Source organism: Mesorhizobium sp. B4-1-1, assembly GCF_006439375.1.
GTDB lineage: Bacteria > Pseudomonadota > Alphaproteobacteria > Rhizobiales > Rhizobiaceae > Mesorhizobium.
In genome coordinates this window covers 135,516-149,721 of the sequence record NZ_VFTH01000009.1, presented here as the reverse complement: position 1 = coordinate 149,721, position 14,206 = coordinate 135,516, and the positions used below count along the sequence as shown (strand labels likewise).

General features: G+C 65.0%; 14 protein-coding genes. 7 read left to right on the top strand and 7 right to left on the bottom strand.

Annotated elements, in window-relative coordinates; translation table 11 throughout:
* Positions 1-29: 29 nt before the first annotated feature.
* Complete coding sequence (locus tag FJW10_RS15165; protein ID WP_281405128.1) at positions 30-767, top strand: phosphatidylserine decarboxylase; 738 nt, start codon at positions 30-32, stop codon at positions 765-767.
* Between the two features lie 75 nt (positions 768-842).
* The gene (locus FJW10_RS15160) at positions 843-1,586 is read left to right on the top strand and encodes a phosphatidylcholine/phosphatidylserine synthase (protein ID WP_246672372.1); all 744 of its coding nucleotides are present in this window, start codon (positions 843-845) and stop codon (positions 1,584-1,586) included.
* Between the two features lie 28 nt (positions 1,587-1,614).
* On the opposite strand, the gene FJW10_RS15155 is transcribed toward FJW10_RS15160, so the two are convergent.
* Positions 1,615-3,837, bottom strand: a complete 2,223-nt coding sequence (locus FJW10_RS15155; protein WP_140900707.1) for an AMP-binding protein — start codon at positions 3,835-3,837, stop codon at positions 1,615-1,617.
* A gap of 169 nt (positions 3,838-4,006) precedes the next feature.
* Between FJW10_RS15155 and FJW10_RS15150 the strand changes: the two genes are divergently transcribed.
* Both FJW10_RS15150 and FJW10_RS15145 read left to right on the top strand, forming a co-directional pair.
* Positions 4,007-4,492, top strand: coding sequence for an antitoxin Xre/MbcA/ParS toxin-binding domain-containing protein (locus tag FJW10_RS15150; RefSeq protein WP_140783713.1), 486 nt, complete (start codon positions 4,007-4,009; stop codon positions 4,490-4,492).
* Entirely contained in the window at positions 4,446-4,991 is a 546-nt protein-coding gene (locus FJW10_RS15145; RefSeq protein ID WP_246674272.1) for an RES domain-containing protein, read from the top strand. Before FJW10_RS15150 ends, FJW10_RS15145 begins: the two co-directional genes overlap by 47 nt.
* Positions 4,992-5,025: 34 nt before the next feature.
* Here FJW10_RS15145 and FJW10_RS15140 read toward each other — a convergent pair whose 3' ends face one another.
* Positions 5,026-5,433 carry a 4-oxalocrotonate tautomerase family protein gene (locus FJW10_RS15140; protein ID WP_140900705.1) on the bottom strand — a complete coding sequence of 136 codons (408 nt, stop codon included), beginning with the start codon at positions 5,431-5,433 and terminating at the stop codon, positions 5,026-5,028.
* Between the two features lie 112 nt (positions 5,434-5,545).
* Between FJW10_RS15140 and FJW10_RS15135 the strand changes: the two genes are divergently transcribed.
* Positions 5,546-6,397: a LysR substrate-binding domain-containing protein gene (locus FJW10_RS15135; RefSeq protein WP_140900704.1), complete on the top strand. Its 852-nt coding sequence runs from the start codon at positions 5,546-5,548 to the stop codon at positions 6,395-6,397.
* A gap of 178 nt (positions 6,398-6,575) precedes the next feature.
* Here FJW10_RS15135 and FJW10_RS15130 read toward each other — a convergent pair whose 3' ends face one another.
* The 3 genes from FJW10_RS15130 to FJW10_RS15120 form a co-directional block, all read right to left on the bottom strand.
* A complete protein-coding gene (locus tag FJW10_RS15130) occupies positions 6,576-7,496 on the bottom strand; it encodes a DMT family transporter (RefSeq protein ID WP_246674271.1) in 921 nt (306 codons plus the stop codon).
* Positions 7,497-7,536: 40 nt separating this feature from the next.
* Positions 7,537-8,430, bottom strand: coding sequence for a DMT family transporter (locus tag FJW10_RS15125; RefSeq protein WP_140900703.1), 894 nt, complete (start codon positions 8,428-8,430; stop codon positions 7,537-7,539).
* 141 nt (positions 8,431-8,571) lie between these two features.
* The gene (locus tag FJW10_RS15120) at positions 8,572-10,074 is read right to left on the bottom strand and encodes a peptidase S10 (RefSeq protein ID WP_140900702.1); all 1,503 of its coding nucleotides are present in this window, start codon (positions 10,072-10,074) and stop codon (positions 8,572-8,574) included.
* 280 nt (positions 10,075-10,354) lie between these two features.
* Here FJW10_RS15120 and FJW10_RS15115 point away from each other — a divergent pair, with 280 nt between their 5' ends.
* Complete coding sequence (locus FJW10_RS15115; protein WP_246674270.1) at positions 10,355-10,996, top strand: LuxR family transcriptional regulator; 642 nt, start codon at positions 10,355-10,357, stop codon at positions 10,994-10,996.
* A 15-nt stretch (positions 10,997-11,011) separates the two neighbouring features.
* Here FJW10_RS15115 and FJW10_RS15110 read toward each other — a convergent pair whose 3' ends face one another.
* Positions 11,012-12,112 carry a polyamine ABC transporter substrate-binding protein gene (locus tag FJW10_RS15110; RefSeq protein WP_140900700.1) on the bottom strand — a complete coding sequence of 367 codons (1,101 nt, stop codon included), beginning with the start codon at positions 12,110-12,112 and terminating at the stop codon, positions 11,012-11,014.
* A 90-nt stretch (positions 12,113-12,202) separates the two neighbouring features.
* Complete coding sequence (gene aguA / locus FJW10_RS15105) at positions 12,203-13,309, bottom strand: agmatine deiminase (RefSeq protein ID WP_140900699.1); 1,107 nt, start codon at positions 13,307-13,309, stop codon at positions 12,203-12,205.
* Between the two features lie 300 nt (positions 13,310-13,609).
* On the opposite strand from aguA, the gene FJW10_RS15100 reads away from it, so the two are divergent.
* Entirely contained in the window at positions 13,610-14,116 is a 507-nt protein-coding gene (locus tag FJW10_RS15100) for an OsmC family protein (RefSeq protein WP_140831232.1), read from the top strand.
* Positions 14,117-14,206: the final 90 nt, after the last annotated feature.

Genomic DNA, 14,206 nt, shown 5'->3' with positions numbered 1-14,206 from the left:
TTGCGTTGCGGGGAGGGGGGCTTTCCGCTATTGAGGCGCAACCTGAAACAGGGACCGCCCCAAGCCCTATGACGCTTCTCGACTCGGTCAAGAATACGTTCGTTCCGATCCATCGCGAAGGCTACCCCTTTATCGCCGCCTTCGCCGCGGCAACGCTGTTTCTCGGCTATTTCTCCTCGATCCTGTTCTGGATCGGGCTGATCCTCACCGCCTGGTGCGTCTATTTCTACCGCGATCCCGAGCGGGTCACGCCGGTCGACGACCGGCTGGTGGTGAGCCCGGCCGATGGCGTGATCTCGGCGGTCGGCTCCGCCGTGCCGCCGAGCGAGCTTGGTCTCGGCTCCGGCGAAATGACCCGGATCTCGGTGTTCATGAACGTGTTTTCCTGTCACATCAACCGCGCCCCGGTGCGCGGTCGGATCACGCGCATCGAGCACAAGCCCGGCAAATTCCTCAATGCCGAACTCGACAAGGCAAGCGCCGAGAACGAGCGCAACGGCCTGGTCATCGACAGCCCGAACGGAACGATCGCCGCCGTGCAGATCGCCGGCCTTGTGGCGCGCCGCATCGTCTGCTGGGCCGAAGCCGGCGGCTCGATCGCGATCGGCGAGCGTTTCGGCCTGATCCGCTTCGGCTCGCGCGTCGACGTCTTCCTGCCGTCGGGCGCCGTGCCGCGCGTCGCGGTCGGCCAGACGGCGGTCGGCGGCGAGACCGTGCTTGCCGAATTCGGCGGCACCGCGGTCACGCCCTTGGTCAGGATTTCCTGAGCGTTGGGCGCGCCGTTCAAAAAATTCGAAGCCCATGCCAGCGGCGGTCCACGCATCCGCGAGATCCCGATGCGCATGGTGCTGCCCAACCTGGTCACCGTGCTCGCCATCTGCGCCGGCCTTTCCGGCATCCGCTTCGCCTTCGAGAACCGCTTCGAGATCGCGGTGGTCATGGTGCTGCTCGCCGCCTTCCTCGACGGCATCGACGGGCGGCTGGCGCGCATGCTGAAGGCGACTTCGAAATTCGGCGCGCAGATGGATTCGCTGGCCGACATCGTCAATTTCGGCGTGGCGCCGGCCCTGGTGCTCTATGCTTTCCTGCTCGATCGCGCCGGCTCGCCAGGGTGGATCGCGGCACTTCTCTTCACCATCGCCTGCGGCATGCGGCTTGCCCGCTTCAACGTGCTGGCCGACGATACCGACCAGCCCGCATGGCAGACCGAATATTTCGTCGGCGTGCCGGCCCCGGCGGGTGCTGTGCTGGTCATGCTGCCGCTCTATCTCTATTTCCTGCGGCTCGGGCTGGAGCCCACCCGACCGGCGGCCTTCGTCGCCTCGGGCTTCACCGTATTGGTGGCATTCCTGCTGGTCAGCCGCCTGCCGGTCTATTCGGGCAAGAGCGTCAAGATACCGGGCGACCGGGTGCTGCCGGTCATCCTCGGCGTCGTGCTCTACATCCTCTTGTTGATGGCCTATCCCTGGTACACGCTGACGGCTTCCGTCGCCGGCTATCTGCTTTTCCTGCCACTCTCGGTGCGCGCCTATTCGAAGCGGGCCATGCGCGAAGGCGAGAAGGTGCCGCCGTCGGATATCGGGTAGCAGGTAGTCTCCCTCTCAAACGGGGAGATCAGGCGGCCGCGCTCAGCCCCAGCCGGTCGATCGCCAGCTTGCGCGCCGAAATGTAATCCGTCTTGCCCGAGCCCAGCACCGGGATCTCGTCGACCTTGATGATGTCGTTCGGCACCATCAACTCGGCCGCGCCTGCCTTCTTGCCGAACTGACGCAGTTCCTCGGCGCTGGCGTCGTCGGCGGTGGTGACCAGCACGATGCGCTCGCCGCGCCTCTTGTCGGGCACGGCGACCGCCGCGTGACGCTCTTCCGGCCATAGCGACTGCACCAGCATCTCGACGGCGCCCAGCGACACCATCTCGCCGGCGATCTTGGCGAAGCGTTTTGCCCGCCCGCGGATGGTGATGAAGCCCTCGCGGTCAACCGAGACGATGTCGCCTGTGTCGTGCCAGCCTTCCAGCCGCTGCAATTCGCCGGGACGATCGGCGGTCATGTAGCCCATCATCATGTTCGGTCCGTCGAGCCACAGCCGGCCGCCCTCGGCGATGCCCTCGACCGGCTCCAGCTTTACGCGGATGGCCGGCAGCGGCCGCCCGACCGTGCCGTCGCGGCCGTGAATGGCTGTGTTCACCGCCACCACAGGTGCGGCTTCGGTCAGCCCGAAACCTTCGACGATCGAGGCCTGGAAACGGTCGCGATAGGTGCGCCGCGTCTCCGGCTTCACCGCTTCGGCGCCGGCCACGACGAAGCGCAGGCTGGAGAAGTCGCCGTCCTTGGCGGTTCGGGCATAGTTGGCCAGAAAAGTGTCGGTGCCGAACATCACGGTCGGCTTCACCTTGCGGGCGATCTCGGGGATGATCTTGTAGTGCAGCGGCGAGGGGTAGAGGAACAGCTTTATGCCCAGCACCAGCGGCAGGATGGTGCCGCCGGTCAGTCCGAAGGAATGGAACACCGGCAGCACGTTGAGCAGGATGTCGGCCGGCGAGACGGAGACGCGTGCCTCGGCCTGCATGACATTGGCAAGCAGGTTGCGGTTCGACAGCACCACTGCCTTCGGCGTGCCTTCCGAGCCGGAGGTGAACAGGATGACCGCTGGTTTGCCCGCCTGCTGCCGCTGCAAAGGCAGGCGCCACAAAAGCGCGGCCGCGACCTTGTCCAGGGTCGTCACGCCGGCGCGCACATCCTCCAGCCACAGCATCTTGGCCCCGCCCGCTTCGACCGCGGCGACGATGTCGTCGATGCTGGCCTTTTCGATGAAGGCGCGGGACGAGACCACGGTGCGGATCACCCCGGTGCGGACCGCCGCGGTCACGCTCGCCGGGCCGGCGGTGTAGTTGATCATCGCCGCGACGCGGCCCGCTGAGATCAGGCCGACGAAGGTGAGCACCACGCCATTGGCGTTGGGTAGGAGCACGCCGACCGCTTCGCCGGGCGCTGTCACCGCCTCGAAATGGCGGCCGAGGACGCGCGCGCCGATGAACAGATTGCGATAGCTGAGCGAGCCGGAAATCACGTCCTCGATGATTGGATGCGAAGGGCCGACGCGATCGGCGGCATCGCGCATGGCAAGGAACAGCCCGCGGTCGAGATTGGTGCCGTAGAGCCGCGCTTCGGCGAGCCGGTCGAACAGCGCGTTGGTGTTGGAGGCCATGTCCGGGTTGCGCGCCACCAACTCGGCGATGGTCATCGGCTCCAGCACGCTCACCGAAAGCCGCGGGAACCAGTGGCGCGGCGCTTTCTCCTTCGGCGTCAGCGACACCGGCAGGTCGCGCGTGCCGGCGACGAAGACCGGCACGATGCGGGCGTCGGCCTGCATGGCGATGCGGGTGATGGCGCGAAATAGCCGGAAGGATTTGACGTCCGGCTCGACATCGTCGGGCAGGTAGACGGCGAGCCGCCCCTTACCCTTCAGCACGCGCACCAGTCGCCGGCTGACGAAGACATGCTCGGCGTTGAAGGCGATGGTGCGGGCAAGCTCGCGCCACGGCTCCAGCCATGGTGAGCGCGCCGAGGCCTCGTCCAGGATATGCAGCGTGTCGTCGGGAAGCAGCGACAGCATCAGCGCCGGCTCGATGCGCGACTGGTGCGAGACCACATAGATCACCGGCGTCTTGGCGCTGCGGGCAATGCGGATGCGGTTGTCGGCGATGCGGTAGGCGAGCTTGAACGGCACGTAGAGCAGCGCCTGGGTGAAGCGCAGGTCGAGCCGGAACCGTTCGATCACCGCGATCAGCAGCCAGGCAAAGACAAGGCCCGCCAGCAGCGCCAGGGTCAGGATCATGCCGCTCTCTCCCAGTCTCCTCCATCGCGGCTCTTGAGCGGCCGCTTCGATGGCAGAGGGTAGCGGAAGTGGGGGCAAGGTCAATGTGGGCTGAAGCAGTGCCTCGATCTCCACTTGAAAGGCTCTGACACATGTCGTAAATAAAATGACACGTGACGGAGAGGTAAAGATGGCCAGTTTCCCGACGGGGTTTGCCGAAGCACCACACATGGAGCCGGAATTCGAACGGCTGATCGACCTGTTCGGCGGGCCGAAGGTTCTTGGATCCTCGGTATCCAGCCCGCTCGAGGCGCATGAAATGATCCTGCATGGAATTCCAAGCCAGGCTCTGGAAAGCCTCGTCAGGCAACTGACCGTCATCGAAGCAGATGCCTTCGAGGCGGCATTCGGCATGAGCGAGCGGACATTTCAGCGGCACAAATCGGATCACTCCCGGACGCTCAATCGGGAGCAAGGCTCAAGGACCTGGAATTTCGCCAGGGTTCTCACCAAGGCCACGTCTGTTTTCGGAAACCAGGAAGCGGCCGAGAAATGGATGATTGAGCCCGCCATGGGGTTGGACAACAGGCGACCGATCGATCTCTTGGCCACAGCGGCGGGTACCATACTTGTCCAGGAATTTCTCGAACGGCTCGACTACGGTGTCTACGCGTGACGCCTTTGGTTCTCTCGGAACGGGCGATGTCCTCGGCTGGAGACTTGATCACAAACGCTTCCAGGCAAGCTGGGACAGCGGCGAGGGAGCCTTCAAACTCGGGGGAAGGTGGAACAGCAAAGGCGTCAGGGCCGTATATGCGTCCGTTGACCCTTCGACCGCCATTCTCGAGGTGGCGGTCCACAAGGGATTTCGCACGCTCGATACAGTCCGCCACGTGCTGACGGCGTTCGAGATCGCCGATCCTTCGAAAATTCATGTGGTGGAAATCGGCGATATTCCAAACGCAAACTGGCTTCGGCCAGGCATTCCAAGCGCAGGGCAGCAACAGTTTGGCGACGGTCTCTTAGCGGAGCACCCCTTATTTCTGATTCCGAGCGCCGTGTCTCAGTATAGCTGGAACCTGGTGTTCGATCCCGGCCGCGCGAGCGGCCTCTACAAGCCGCGCCTGCAGGAGGATTTCGCGCTGGATACCAGGCTTCATCCTCCCGCGAGATAGCGTACCGTCCAGACAGGCGGCGGAGCGAAACACCCTATACTGCCTTCAGCCTCCCGCTGATGAACCGGAACTCCTGGCTCTTGCCGCCATAGCCATAGGCCGCCGCCGGCACTTCGTGCACGAAGGCGTAGCTTTCCTCATGCACGCCGCCAAGCAAGCGGCTGAAGGCTTCGAAAATGGCCTTGAGATAGGCCTCCAATTCGAGCTTGGTGTTGGTGCCGTCGACGATCTTGATGTCGAGCCAGAACGTGTTGGTGCCGTGCTTCGCCAGCGACTTGCCGCCAGCGAACCAGTGCTGCGGCTCGACGTAGTTGACGGCCACGGCGGTGATGGTCGGATCCTTGCGCAGTAGCGACGCCGTGATTTCGGTCGCCTCCTTGGCGATTGCCGCGGACAGCTTGGCGTCGGGCTTGCCGGTGACGCTGATGTTGATGATCGGCATTTTTCTCTCCTTCGGGTTTGGCGCCTCGCGCCTCCGATAGGAGGACCATGTCACCGTCATACCATCAAAAAAATCGAATTGTTTTTGATAATTACTTCGATAACATCGAAGTATGGAAACGCTCGATCCCGATCTTCTGAAGACCTTCCTCGCCTTCGTCGATGGCGGCTCGCTGGCCAGGGCCGCGTCCACTGTCGGGCGCACGCCGTCGGCGGTGACCGCGCAGATGCAGCGGCTCGAAGAGATCGTCGGCGAGCCGCTGCTCACCCCTCAGGGCAGGGGACGCGGGCTGACCCCGGCCGGCGAGGACCTCGTCGGCCATGCGCGGCGCATCCTTGCCGTACACACCGAGGCCTGGCTGGCGCTGAAGGGCGCGCGCGCCGGCGGCCGCATCGCCATCGGCACGACGCAGGATTTCGCCGATCAGGGCCTGCCGGACCTGCTCAGGGCCTTCGCCGTCAGCCATCCGCGCGTCAGGATCGAGCTGCGCGTCGGCCGCTCGCTGGAACTCGGATCGGCGCTGCAGGCGGGCCAGTTGGACCTCGCGATCACGATGCGCCATGCCCCGTCGCCGGATGAAACGGCCGTGATCAGCGAGCCGATGCTGTGGCTCTGCTCGGAAAAAGGCCTAGCAGCGCGGCCCGAAGCGGTGCCGCTGGCGCTGCTCGATCCCTATTGCGGCTTTCGCGAAGCCGCGCTCAATGCGCTCGACGCGGCCGGCCGCCGCTATCGCATCGCCGCCGGCAGCGCCAGCCTTGCCGGCCTGCGCAGCGCGGTCAATGCCGGCATCGCGCTGACGCCGCGCACCCGGCGTTTCGCCCATTCCGGCATCGTCGAGGCATCCGCCGATCTCGACCTCCCGCCGCTGCCGATGGCCGATTTCGCCATCCGGCTCGGCCGCGAGGCTCATCGCCCGGCGCGGGATTTGGCGCAGCTTCTCGGCGACGGCCTGGCCTTGTCCTGAATGGAAACCGTGCCGCCTTGTCCCGGGAGTTCCCGAAGCAATTCCCAAAGAAAAAGCCGACCTTTTTGCGGGTCGGCTTCTAGTCGGACGGGTCGAGGGGTTTGGGGGGACTTGGGGGGTGACCCGTCGAGCTAACAATGCCTGAGTCGGATGATGGTTCCGTGACTGCGAAAATAATTTACGAGCGCGCCGATTTCGCCTTCATCCAATCGCGTCCGGCATGCGCGAAAACCGCGCAAAGCACGATGGCGCCGCCGATGATGCTGGCCATCGGTGGGGCTTCGCCGAGAAACAGCAGGGCAAACAGGATGGCGAACGGCACCTCGGCCGAGCCCAGCAGCCCGGCTTCCGCCGACGGGATGAGCCGCGACCCTTCCGTCCACAGGATCGAAGCCAGCGCGAAAGAGCAGCCGAAGGCGGCGAGCAGCACCACGTCGCGGGCCGACACGGCCAGCGGATCGGTAACGAACCAGCCGAGCACGAAAAGCAGGAAGGCCGAGACAGCGCCCGCCCAGACGACCGGCGAATCGCGAAAAGCGCGCACCATGATCATGTAGAGCGCGCTGCCGGCGGTCATCAGCAGCGCCAGGGCGTCGCCGAACAGGTGCCCGTTGCCGAGGCCGGCGCCCACCATGATGGCGACGCCGCACAGCGACACCGCCGCCGCAACCATCGTCTGCAGCCGGAATTTCTCCCGCACCAACAGGAAAGCGAGCAGCGCCGCGATGAAGGGCGAGGTCGCGTAGATGACGGCGACATTGGCGACATAGGTGAATTTGAAGGCCGAGATGAAGGCGATGCTGGCGGCGGCGCCTTCGACCGCAAGCAGCCAGCCGCGCCAGCCGAGTTTCAGGCTTTCGCGCCCGCCCGAGCGGCGCCGGCGCCGGCGCCACAGCACGTAGAAGCTGATCAGGATCGAGCCGAAAAAACCGCGCCAGCAGGTGATGGTGAGCGGATCGGCCTGGATCGACTTGGTCAGCACGCCGGTGAGCGCGAAGGCGATCGCCGAGGCCGACACCAGGACGATGCCGAGCGTGCGCTCGGCGGCCACGTCGGCGACGGGCGCAAGCTTTTCCGGCATGTCGAGCGTGTCTGTCATGGCGCCAGCTTACCCCGTTGCTCCTGACAGCCTTCTGTCATCAGGCCTGCTCCCGTCTGCGGAAACGCTCGTTGCCGACGATGAGCAGGCCGGCGCCGATGATCAGCGCCGCGCCCGTGAACACTTCCGTGCGCGGCAGGTCGCCCCAGATGGCGTAACCCAGCGCGAAGGCCCAGACCAGCGATGTGTACTCGAACGGCGCCACGATCGACACCGGTGCCCGCTTCATGCCCTCGAACAGCATGTATTGCGCTACGCCGCCGAGCGCGCCGACGCTGACGAGCAAAAGGAACTGCGTTCCGTCGGGCATATGCCACCAGATCAGCGCCGGCACGGCTGAAAAGAGCAGGAAATAGAAATTGTTGAGCACGAGCTGGATCATGGTGCGCTCCTGCATGGCGGTCTTGCGCAACAGCACAACGGCGATCCCCCAAAGGACGGCCGCCGCCAGCACCAGGAGCACAGGCAGCGAGAGGCCGAGCCGGGTTGGATCGCAGGCGATGAAGACGCCGACGAAACCGATGAACACCGCCAGCCAGCGCAGCAGCGGCACCGTCTCGCCCAGGATCAGCACCGAAAGCACGGTGACGATGATGGGTGCTGCGTAATAGATGGTGGTGAGCTCGGCGAGCTGCAGCGAGCGCGCGGCGTTGTAATAGCAAAGCCAGGCGGCCAGCGTGAAGGCGCTGCGCACCAGCATCGGCCTGACGATCGGCGAATCCATCGTGTCGGCGAACAGTCGCCTGCCACCAATGGCGCCGCAAGCGAGGAGCACCGTGATCGAGCGGACGAACATGATCTGCCAGACCGTCATGCCGACGACCAGGAGCTTGATCGAGGCGTCCTGCGTCGAAAACAGGAAATAGGCGGCGGCCGTGAACAGGATGCCGGCCAGCACCCTTTCGCGGCTTTCGAGGACGACGACATCGGCCATGCGGTTTCAGCGTGATTGCGTGAGGCGGTTCCGCCCCAGTCGGGACCGTTGCTCCAGCTATACGGGCGAAAGCTTGCACGGCGCTGCTCCACCGCAGCACTTGCGTTGGCGCAGGTCGTTCGCCGAGGGCCGGTCGGGGGACTACTGCGTCGCCTGATAGAGCTCCGATGCCGCGTCCTTCAGCGCGCGTCGCCCGTCCGGCCGCAGATACATCATGTGGCCGCCCTCGACGACGTCGAGGCGGATCGGCTTGGCGTCGGCGAGCGAGGGAAGCTGGTTCACCAGGTAGCGCGAGGCGAGATAGGGTGTGACGAGGTCGGTGTAGCCGTTGACGATGACGACGCCGAGGGCAGGGTTGAGCGAGCGGGCGCGTTGCAGGTCGTTCATCACGCCGGCATAGCCCTGGCCCGATGTGCCGTAATCCCAGTTCCGGCTGATCTCGCCGTTGAGCAGCCGGTAGCTGACATCGGTGCGGTAGTTGAGCTCGTCGCGGGCATAGGCGACGAAGGCGGAGGTCAACACCGGAACGCTGCGGTCGAGCACCGGGTCGGGGCCGGCGTCACGCGCGCTTTGCGGTGCGATGTCCGCGGTGCCGATGGTGGCGTCGTAGGGGCTGAGCACCTTGCCGGTGGCGCGCTGGAATTCCTTGGCGAAAAGCCCGGTGGGGATGCGGGCGAAATTGCGTTGGACGAGATCGAGCGGCAGGCCGGTGATCTCCGAAACGCGACCGCTGGCGAGCTTGCCGCCTTGCTCCAGCCCGCTGTTCAGCGCCGCCAGGTAATCGCCGAGCGCGTAGCGCTCGACCTCGGCCAGCCTGTCGCGCAACGCATCGCCGTTGACGCCGTCGCCCTTCAGGCGTGTCGCCGCCAGCGAAGGCAATTCCAGCGCCCAATGCAACTGGTCGAACTGGTCTGGGCGCACCAGCATGAATTCCAGCGCTGGCGAGATCAGCACGATGCCGCTGGGGCTCAGGCCGACATCCTCCTGCAGCGTGCGGGCGAGCAGCGCCGCGCGAAAACCGCCATAGCTCTCGCCGGCCAGGAACAGCGGCGATCCGGTGCGGCCGTACTGCGCCAGATAGAGGCGGATGAAGGCGCCGACCGAGCTGGCGTCCGCGTCGACGTTCCAGAATTCCTTCGGCTCATGTCCCGGCGCCTCGCGGCTGTAGCCGGTGCCGACCGGGTCGACGAAGACGAGATCGCTCATGTCGAGCCAGCTGTCGGGATTGTCGATGAGCTTTTGCGGCGGCCGCAGGAATTCGCCGTCGGCGGCGGTCTCGACGATGCGCGGCCCGATCGCGCCGAGATGCAGGTAAGCCGACGCAGCACCCGGTCCGCCGTTGAAGACGAAGGTGATCGGCCGCTCCTTCGCTGGGGCCGGCGACTGCTGCGTGTAGGCGACATAGAAAATCTCGGCCGTGACGTCGCCCTTGCCGGACAAGAGCGACAGCGTGCCGGCCTTGGCCTGGTAATCCAGCTTGCGCCCGGCGAGCGTGATCGAATGCTCGGTCACTTGCGGCGGCGGCAGGAGAGAAAGCACGCCACCGGCCGGCGCGGGTCGTTCCGGCGTTTCGGCGAGGGCCGATGGCGCGAAGGCGGCGAACGCCAGCAGGATGAAGGGGACGAGTCTCAGCTTGGACCTCATGATGCCTCCGCAAAGGGGTTTCGCAATAGGTATGGCCTGGGCCTGTGAAGTCAAAGCAACTACTCGCTCTCGCGATCCGTCACGGTGCCTGAGGCAGCCATACCGGTCCGCCTTGCCGCCATTCGCCAGGTTGAACTTGCGGCGGCATGCGCTACGCTAGGCGCGAATGCTGGCGAATTTTTCCCTCGACCGATTTGCAAGCTGGAGCGGCGGCGTCGCCGCCGCGGCCGGCGCCGCGACGCCCGAGGAATTGTCGGCTCGCTTCACCGCGGCGGCGAGCGTGCTGCTCGGCTCCGATCGCGTCTATGTCGGCTTCTATCGCCGTGACATCACCTCCCTGACGATCGATGACGCCGGCCCTGATCGCTGGAATCGCGACTACGACGCACGCGTCTACCGGCTGGATCCCTTCTTCCAGCGGTTCGCCAGCAGCCGGCAGGATTTCCTGTTGCCGTTATCGGCTCTCCGCAGCGGCGATTTTCAGCGCTCGCCCTATTATCGCGAATTCTATGGCCCCTCGGACAGCTTCGACGAGATAACCGGCGTGTTCAATCTCGACAGGCTGACCGCTGGTTATGTCACCTTTCTGCGACGCAACGGCGCGCCGCCCTTTGGCGAGCAGGACCTGGCGCTCGCCTGCGCCGCGGGCGGCGCAACGAAGCTGGTTCTGGAAAGATTGTTTCACTTGTGCCGCCTCCGGGACAAGGGCGGGGCAGTCGAGGCCGCGCGGTCCCTGCTCAGCGCGCGCGAGAGCGAGATCGCGCGGCACCTGATCGACGGCGGCAATGCCAAGACCATCGCGCGGAGCCTTTCCATTTCGCCGGGCACAGCCCGCAACCACATCAAGCAGGTCTACCGCAAGCTCGGTGTGCATTCCCAGGTGGAGTTGCTGGCAGCCGTTCGCGAAGCCGCGCCCAACTGATGTTGCGCGCCGGCCCTACTGCCCCGTCACCACGCGCGTCCACATACGATTTTGAGACCGCAGCAGCTTCGCGTCGCTGTTGTTGACCACGAACAGCTTGGCCTTCACGTCGTCGGGAGGAAAGACGCCGGGGTCGCTGGCGATCGCCTTGTCCATCAGCGGCAGGGAATCCGGTATCGCGTTGGCATAGGAGACATAGCTGGAGTTGGCAGCGGCGATATCGGGCCGCAAGTTGAAGTTGATCCAGGCCATGGCGTTGTCGGGGTGCGGCGCATCCTTCGGCACCGCCATCGTATCGAAGTTGATGAGCGTGCCTTCCTTCGGAATGGAATAGGCGATCTCCAGCTTCTTGGCGGATTCGGCGGCACGCGTCCTTGCCTGAAGTATGTCGCCCGACCAGCCAAGCACGACACAGATGTCGCCGTTCGCCAGGTCGTTTATGTATTTCGAGGAGTGGAAATAGCGGATGTAGGGCCGCACCTTGGCCATCAGTTCCTCGACCTTGGCGAGGTCGTCGGGACTAGTCGACCGCGGGTCGACATGAAGATAGTTCAGCGCCATCGGGATGACTTCAGCCGGCGCGTCGATCATCGCCACGCCGCAATCGGAGAGCTTCTTGACGACGTCGACGTCGAAGACCATGGCGAAGGAATTCACCGGCGCGTCCGGCAGCCGCTGCTTGACCGCGGCGACGTTGTAGCCGATGCCGTCGGTGACGGCCATATAGGGCACGGCATGCTTGTTTTGCGGGTCCGCGCCGGCGATGAGCGAAAGAGCCTGCGGATCGATCTTCGCGTGGTTTGCAAGCTTGGACGTGTCGAGCTCCAGGAAGGCCCCCGCCTTCACCTGGTTCTTCAGGAACGGATAGGCCGAAGGATAGACCACGTCATATCCGGAGCCGCCAGTGAGCAGCTTTGTCTCGAGCACCTCGTTGCCGTCATAGACATCGTAGCGAACCTTGATGCCCGTCTCCTTCTCGAACTTCTCGGCGGTGTCCGGCGCGATGTAGTCCGACCAGTTGTAGACGTTGACGACTTTTTCCTCGTCCGCCGAAGCCGTGCTGGCGATGCCGCAGGCGAGCCCGGCAAGCAGCGTTGACAGGATCAGGGTGCGCATGAAACTCCTCCTTTTTCGCCTGGGCTGGCACCGATGGATCGCTCAGCCTCAGTTCCGTTTCGAGGCCGGTTAGCCGGCGTTCGCCTTCGCTCAGCGTCGTTGTGGGGCATAGACCGGCAAGGTGATGCAGGCGATATTGCCGCCACCCAGCAAAATCTCGCGGGAGTTCTCGATGCCGACTATTCTGTGGTCGGGGAACAGCTCGGCCAGCTTTGCCTTTGCCTTCACGTCGAGGCCGGAGCCGAACTCTGGCACGACCACGACGCCGTTGCCCGGATAGTAGTTGATGTAGCTCGCCGCGATCCGGTTGCCGGCCGGTCGCGCCCAGGTCGAATCGAGCCGGTCCAAGCTCTCGCTTTCTTCCGGCGTCATCTCGATCGGCATGGGATGAGGCAGACGATGCACCTCGAGGGCATGGCCACGCGCGTCGCGGGCCGAGCGCAGCACTTCCTCGGCTTCCCGCACGATCTCATATTGCGGATCGTCGCGATCGTCGGTCCAGCTCAACGCGACCACGCCGGGGCGCACGAAGCAGCAGACATCGTCGACATGGCCGTCCGTCTCGTCGAACGCAAAGCCGCGGGGCAGCCAGATGATGGTGTCGACGCCGAGATAGTCGCCCAGTTGCCGTTCCACCTCGGCCTTGCCGAGATGGGCGTTGCGATTTCGATTGAGCAGGCATTGCTCCGTCGTGATGAGCGTGCCCTGTCCGTCGCATTGCAGGCCTCCGCCCTCGGCGATCAGCGGCGCGCGATAACGATCCATCCTCTCGATTTCGAGCACCTTTTGCGCCGCCAGGTCGTCCAGGTCCCATGGCGCGTAGAGCCCGCCATCGAAACCGCCATAGGCGTTGAAGGTCCAATCGACGCCGCGCACGGAGCCTTGATCGTTGACGACGAAATTCGGGCCGCTGTCGCGCAGCCAGGAATCGTTGGTGGACATCTCCACCACGCGCACATGCTCCGGCAACCGGGTCCTGGCGTTCTGCCACTGCCGGCTGGATGCCGCCACCGTCACCGGCTCGCTTTGCGCGATCGCCGCAGCGACATTGGCGAACAGCTTCTGCGCCGGCTTGGCGCCGAGGCGCCAGGTGTCCGGCCGCTCCGGCCAGATCAGCCAACACCCCGATTTGGGCTCGAACTCGCCGGGCGCGCGAAATCCGTCCTGTTTCGGCTTCGTCGAAAGGGTACGTGGCATGTGGGGGCACCGGAAAATGGCGGACGACACTCGCCCGGATCAGACTTTTTCGGGGCGTCGTCCGTCAATGTCCCATTTGGGATACCCGGATGCCGGCTGGAGCAAGTCCGGCAGAGGGATTGGGGTGTTTTCGCGGATGGCCACGGACCAAGGAAGCAGGGCCGCTCGCCGTTCCCTTCAACGGCGAAGACCTGGGCCGAGGCGGCAGGGATAAATGCATTGCCTTGCCGATCGATCGGAGCAAATCTCGATCGGACGGCGAATGCCGATGCAGCAACAAGCCGACGAAAAGGACAGGCAATGGACGCGACCGCACTCAAGGCCATGCAGGCTCCGCTGAAGGACGCCTATCGCGACGATGCCGCCAGGGCGCTGATCACGCTCAAGGCGCGCGGAACGCTCGACGACCAGTCGATCGCCTGCAAGGTGGAGACGGGCAGGGCGCTCGCTGTCGCCGGGCTTCATCCGGCCACCGGCGGCTCGGGCCTCGAACTGTGCTCGGGCGACATGTTGCTGGAAGCGCTGGTCGCCTGCGCCGGCGTGACGCTGAAAGCTGTGGCCACAGCGTTGGAGTTCAAGCTCGGCAACGCCACCGTCGAGGCCGAGGGCGACCTCGATTTTCGCGGCACGCTCGGCGTCGCCCGGGACGCGCCGGTCGGCTTCCGCGAGATAAGGCTGAAATTCGATCTCGATACCGATGAGCCGCAGGAGCGCATCGATTCGCTCCTGAAGCTCACCGAGCGCTATTGCGTGGTGTTCCAGACGATCAACAACAAGCCGGCGTTGACGGTGAGCGCGGAGCGCTGAGGCCGCCAATCTCCCCCCGAGTGGGGGAGATGCTCGGCAGGGCAGATAAGGGCGCTGTCCCGCCGACGTCAGGCGTCTAGCCCTACGGCG

What these genes read in the sequence shown, in the direction of transcription:
- FJW10_RS15125 (WP_140900703.1), bottom strand. Translation starts at nt 8,430, where the DNA reads ATGGCCGATGTCGTCGTCCTCGAAAGCCGCGAAAGGGTGCTGGCCGGC.
- FJW10_RS15100 (WP_140831232.1), top strand. Translation starts at nt 13,610, where the DNA reads ATGGACGCGACCGCACTCAAGGCCATGCAGGCTCCGCTGAAGGACGCC.
- FJW10_RS15135 (WP_140900704.1), top strand. Translation starts at nt 5,546, where the DNA reads ATGGAAACGCTCGATCCCGATCTTCTGAAGACCTTCCTCGCCTTCGTC.
- FJW10_RS15160 (WP_246672372.1), top strand. Translation starts at nt 843, where the DNA reads ATGGTGCTGCCCAACCTGGTCACCGTGCTCGCCATCTGCGCCGGCCTT.
- FJW10_RS15130 (WP_246674271.1), bottom strand. Translation starts at nt 7,496, where the DNA reads ATGACAGACACGCTCGACATGCCGGAAAAGCTTGCGCCCGTCGCCGAC.
- FJW10_RS15155 (WP_140900707.1), bottom strand. Translation starts at nt 3,837, where the DNA reads ATGATCCTGACCCTGGCGCTGCTGGCGGGCCTTGTCTTTGCCTGGCTG.
- FJW10_RS15110 (WP_140900700.1), bottom strand. Translation starts at nt 12,112, where the DNA reads ATGCGCACCCTGATCCTGTCAACGCTGCTTGCCGGGCTCGCCTGCGGC.
- FJW10_RS15120 (WP_140900702.1), bottom strand. Translation starts at nt 10,074, where the DNA reads ATGAGGTCCAAGCTGAGACTCGTCCCCTTCATCCTGCTGGCGTTCGCC.
- aguA (WP_140900699.1), bottom strand. Translation starts at nt 13,309, where the DNA reads ATGCCACGTACCCTTTCGACGAAGCCGAAACAGGACGGATTTCGCGCG.
- FJW10_RS15150 (WP_140783713.1), top strand. Translation starts at nt 4,007, where the DNA reads ATGGCCAGTTTCCCGACGGGGTTTGCCGAAGCACCACACATGGAGCCG.
- FJW10_RS15140 (WP_140900705.1), bottom strand. Translation starts at nt 5,433, where the DNA reads ATGCCGATCATCAACATCAGCGTCACCGGCAAGCCCGACGCCAAGCTG.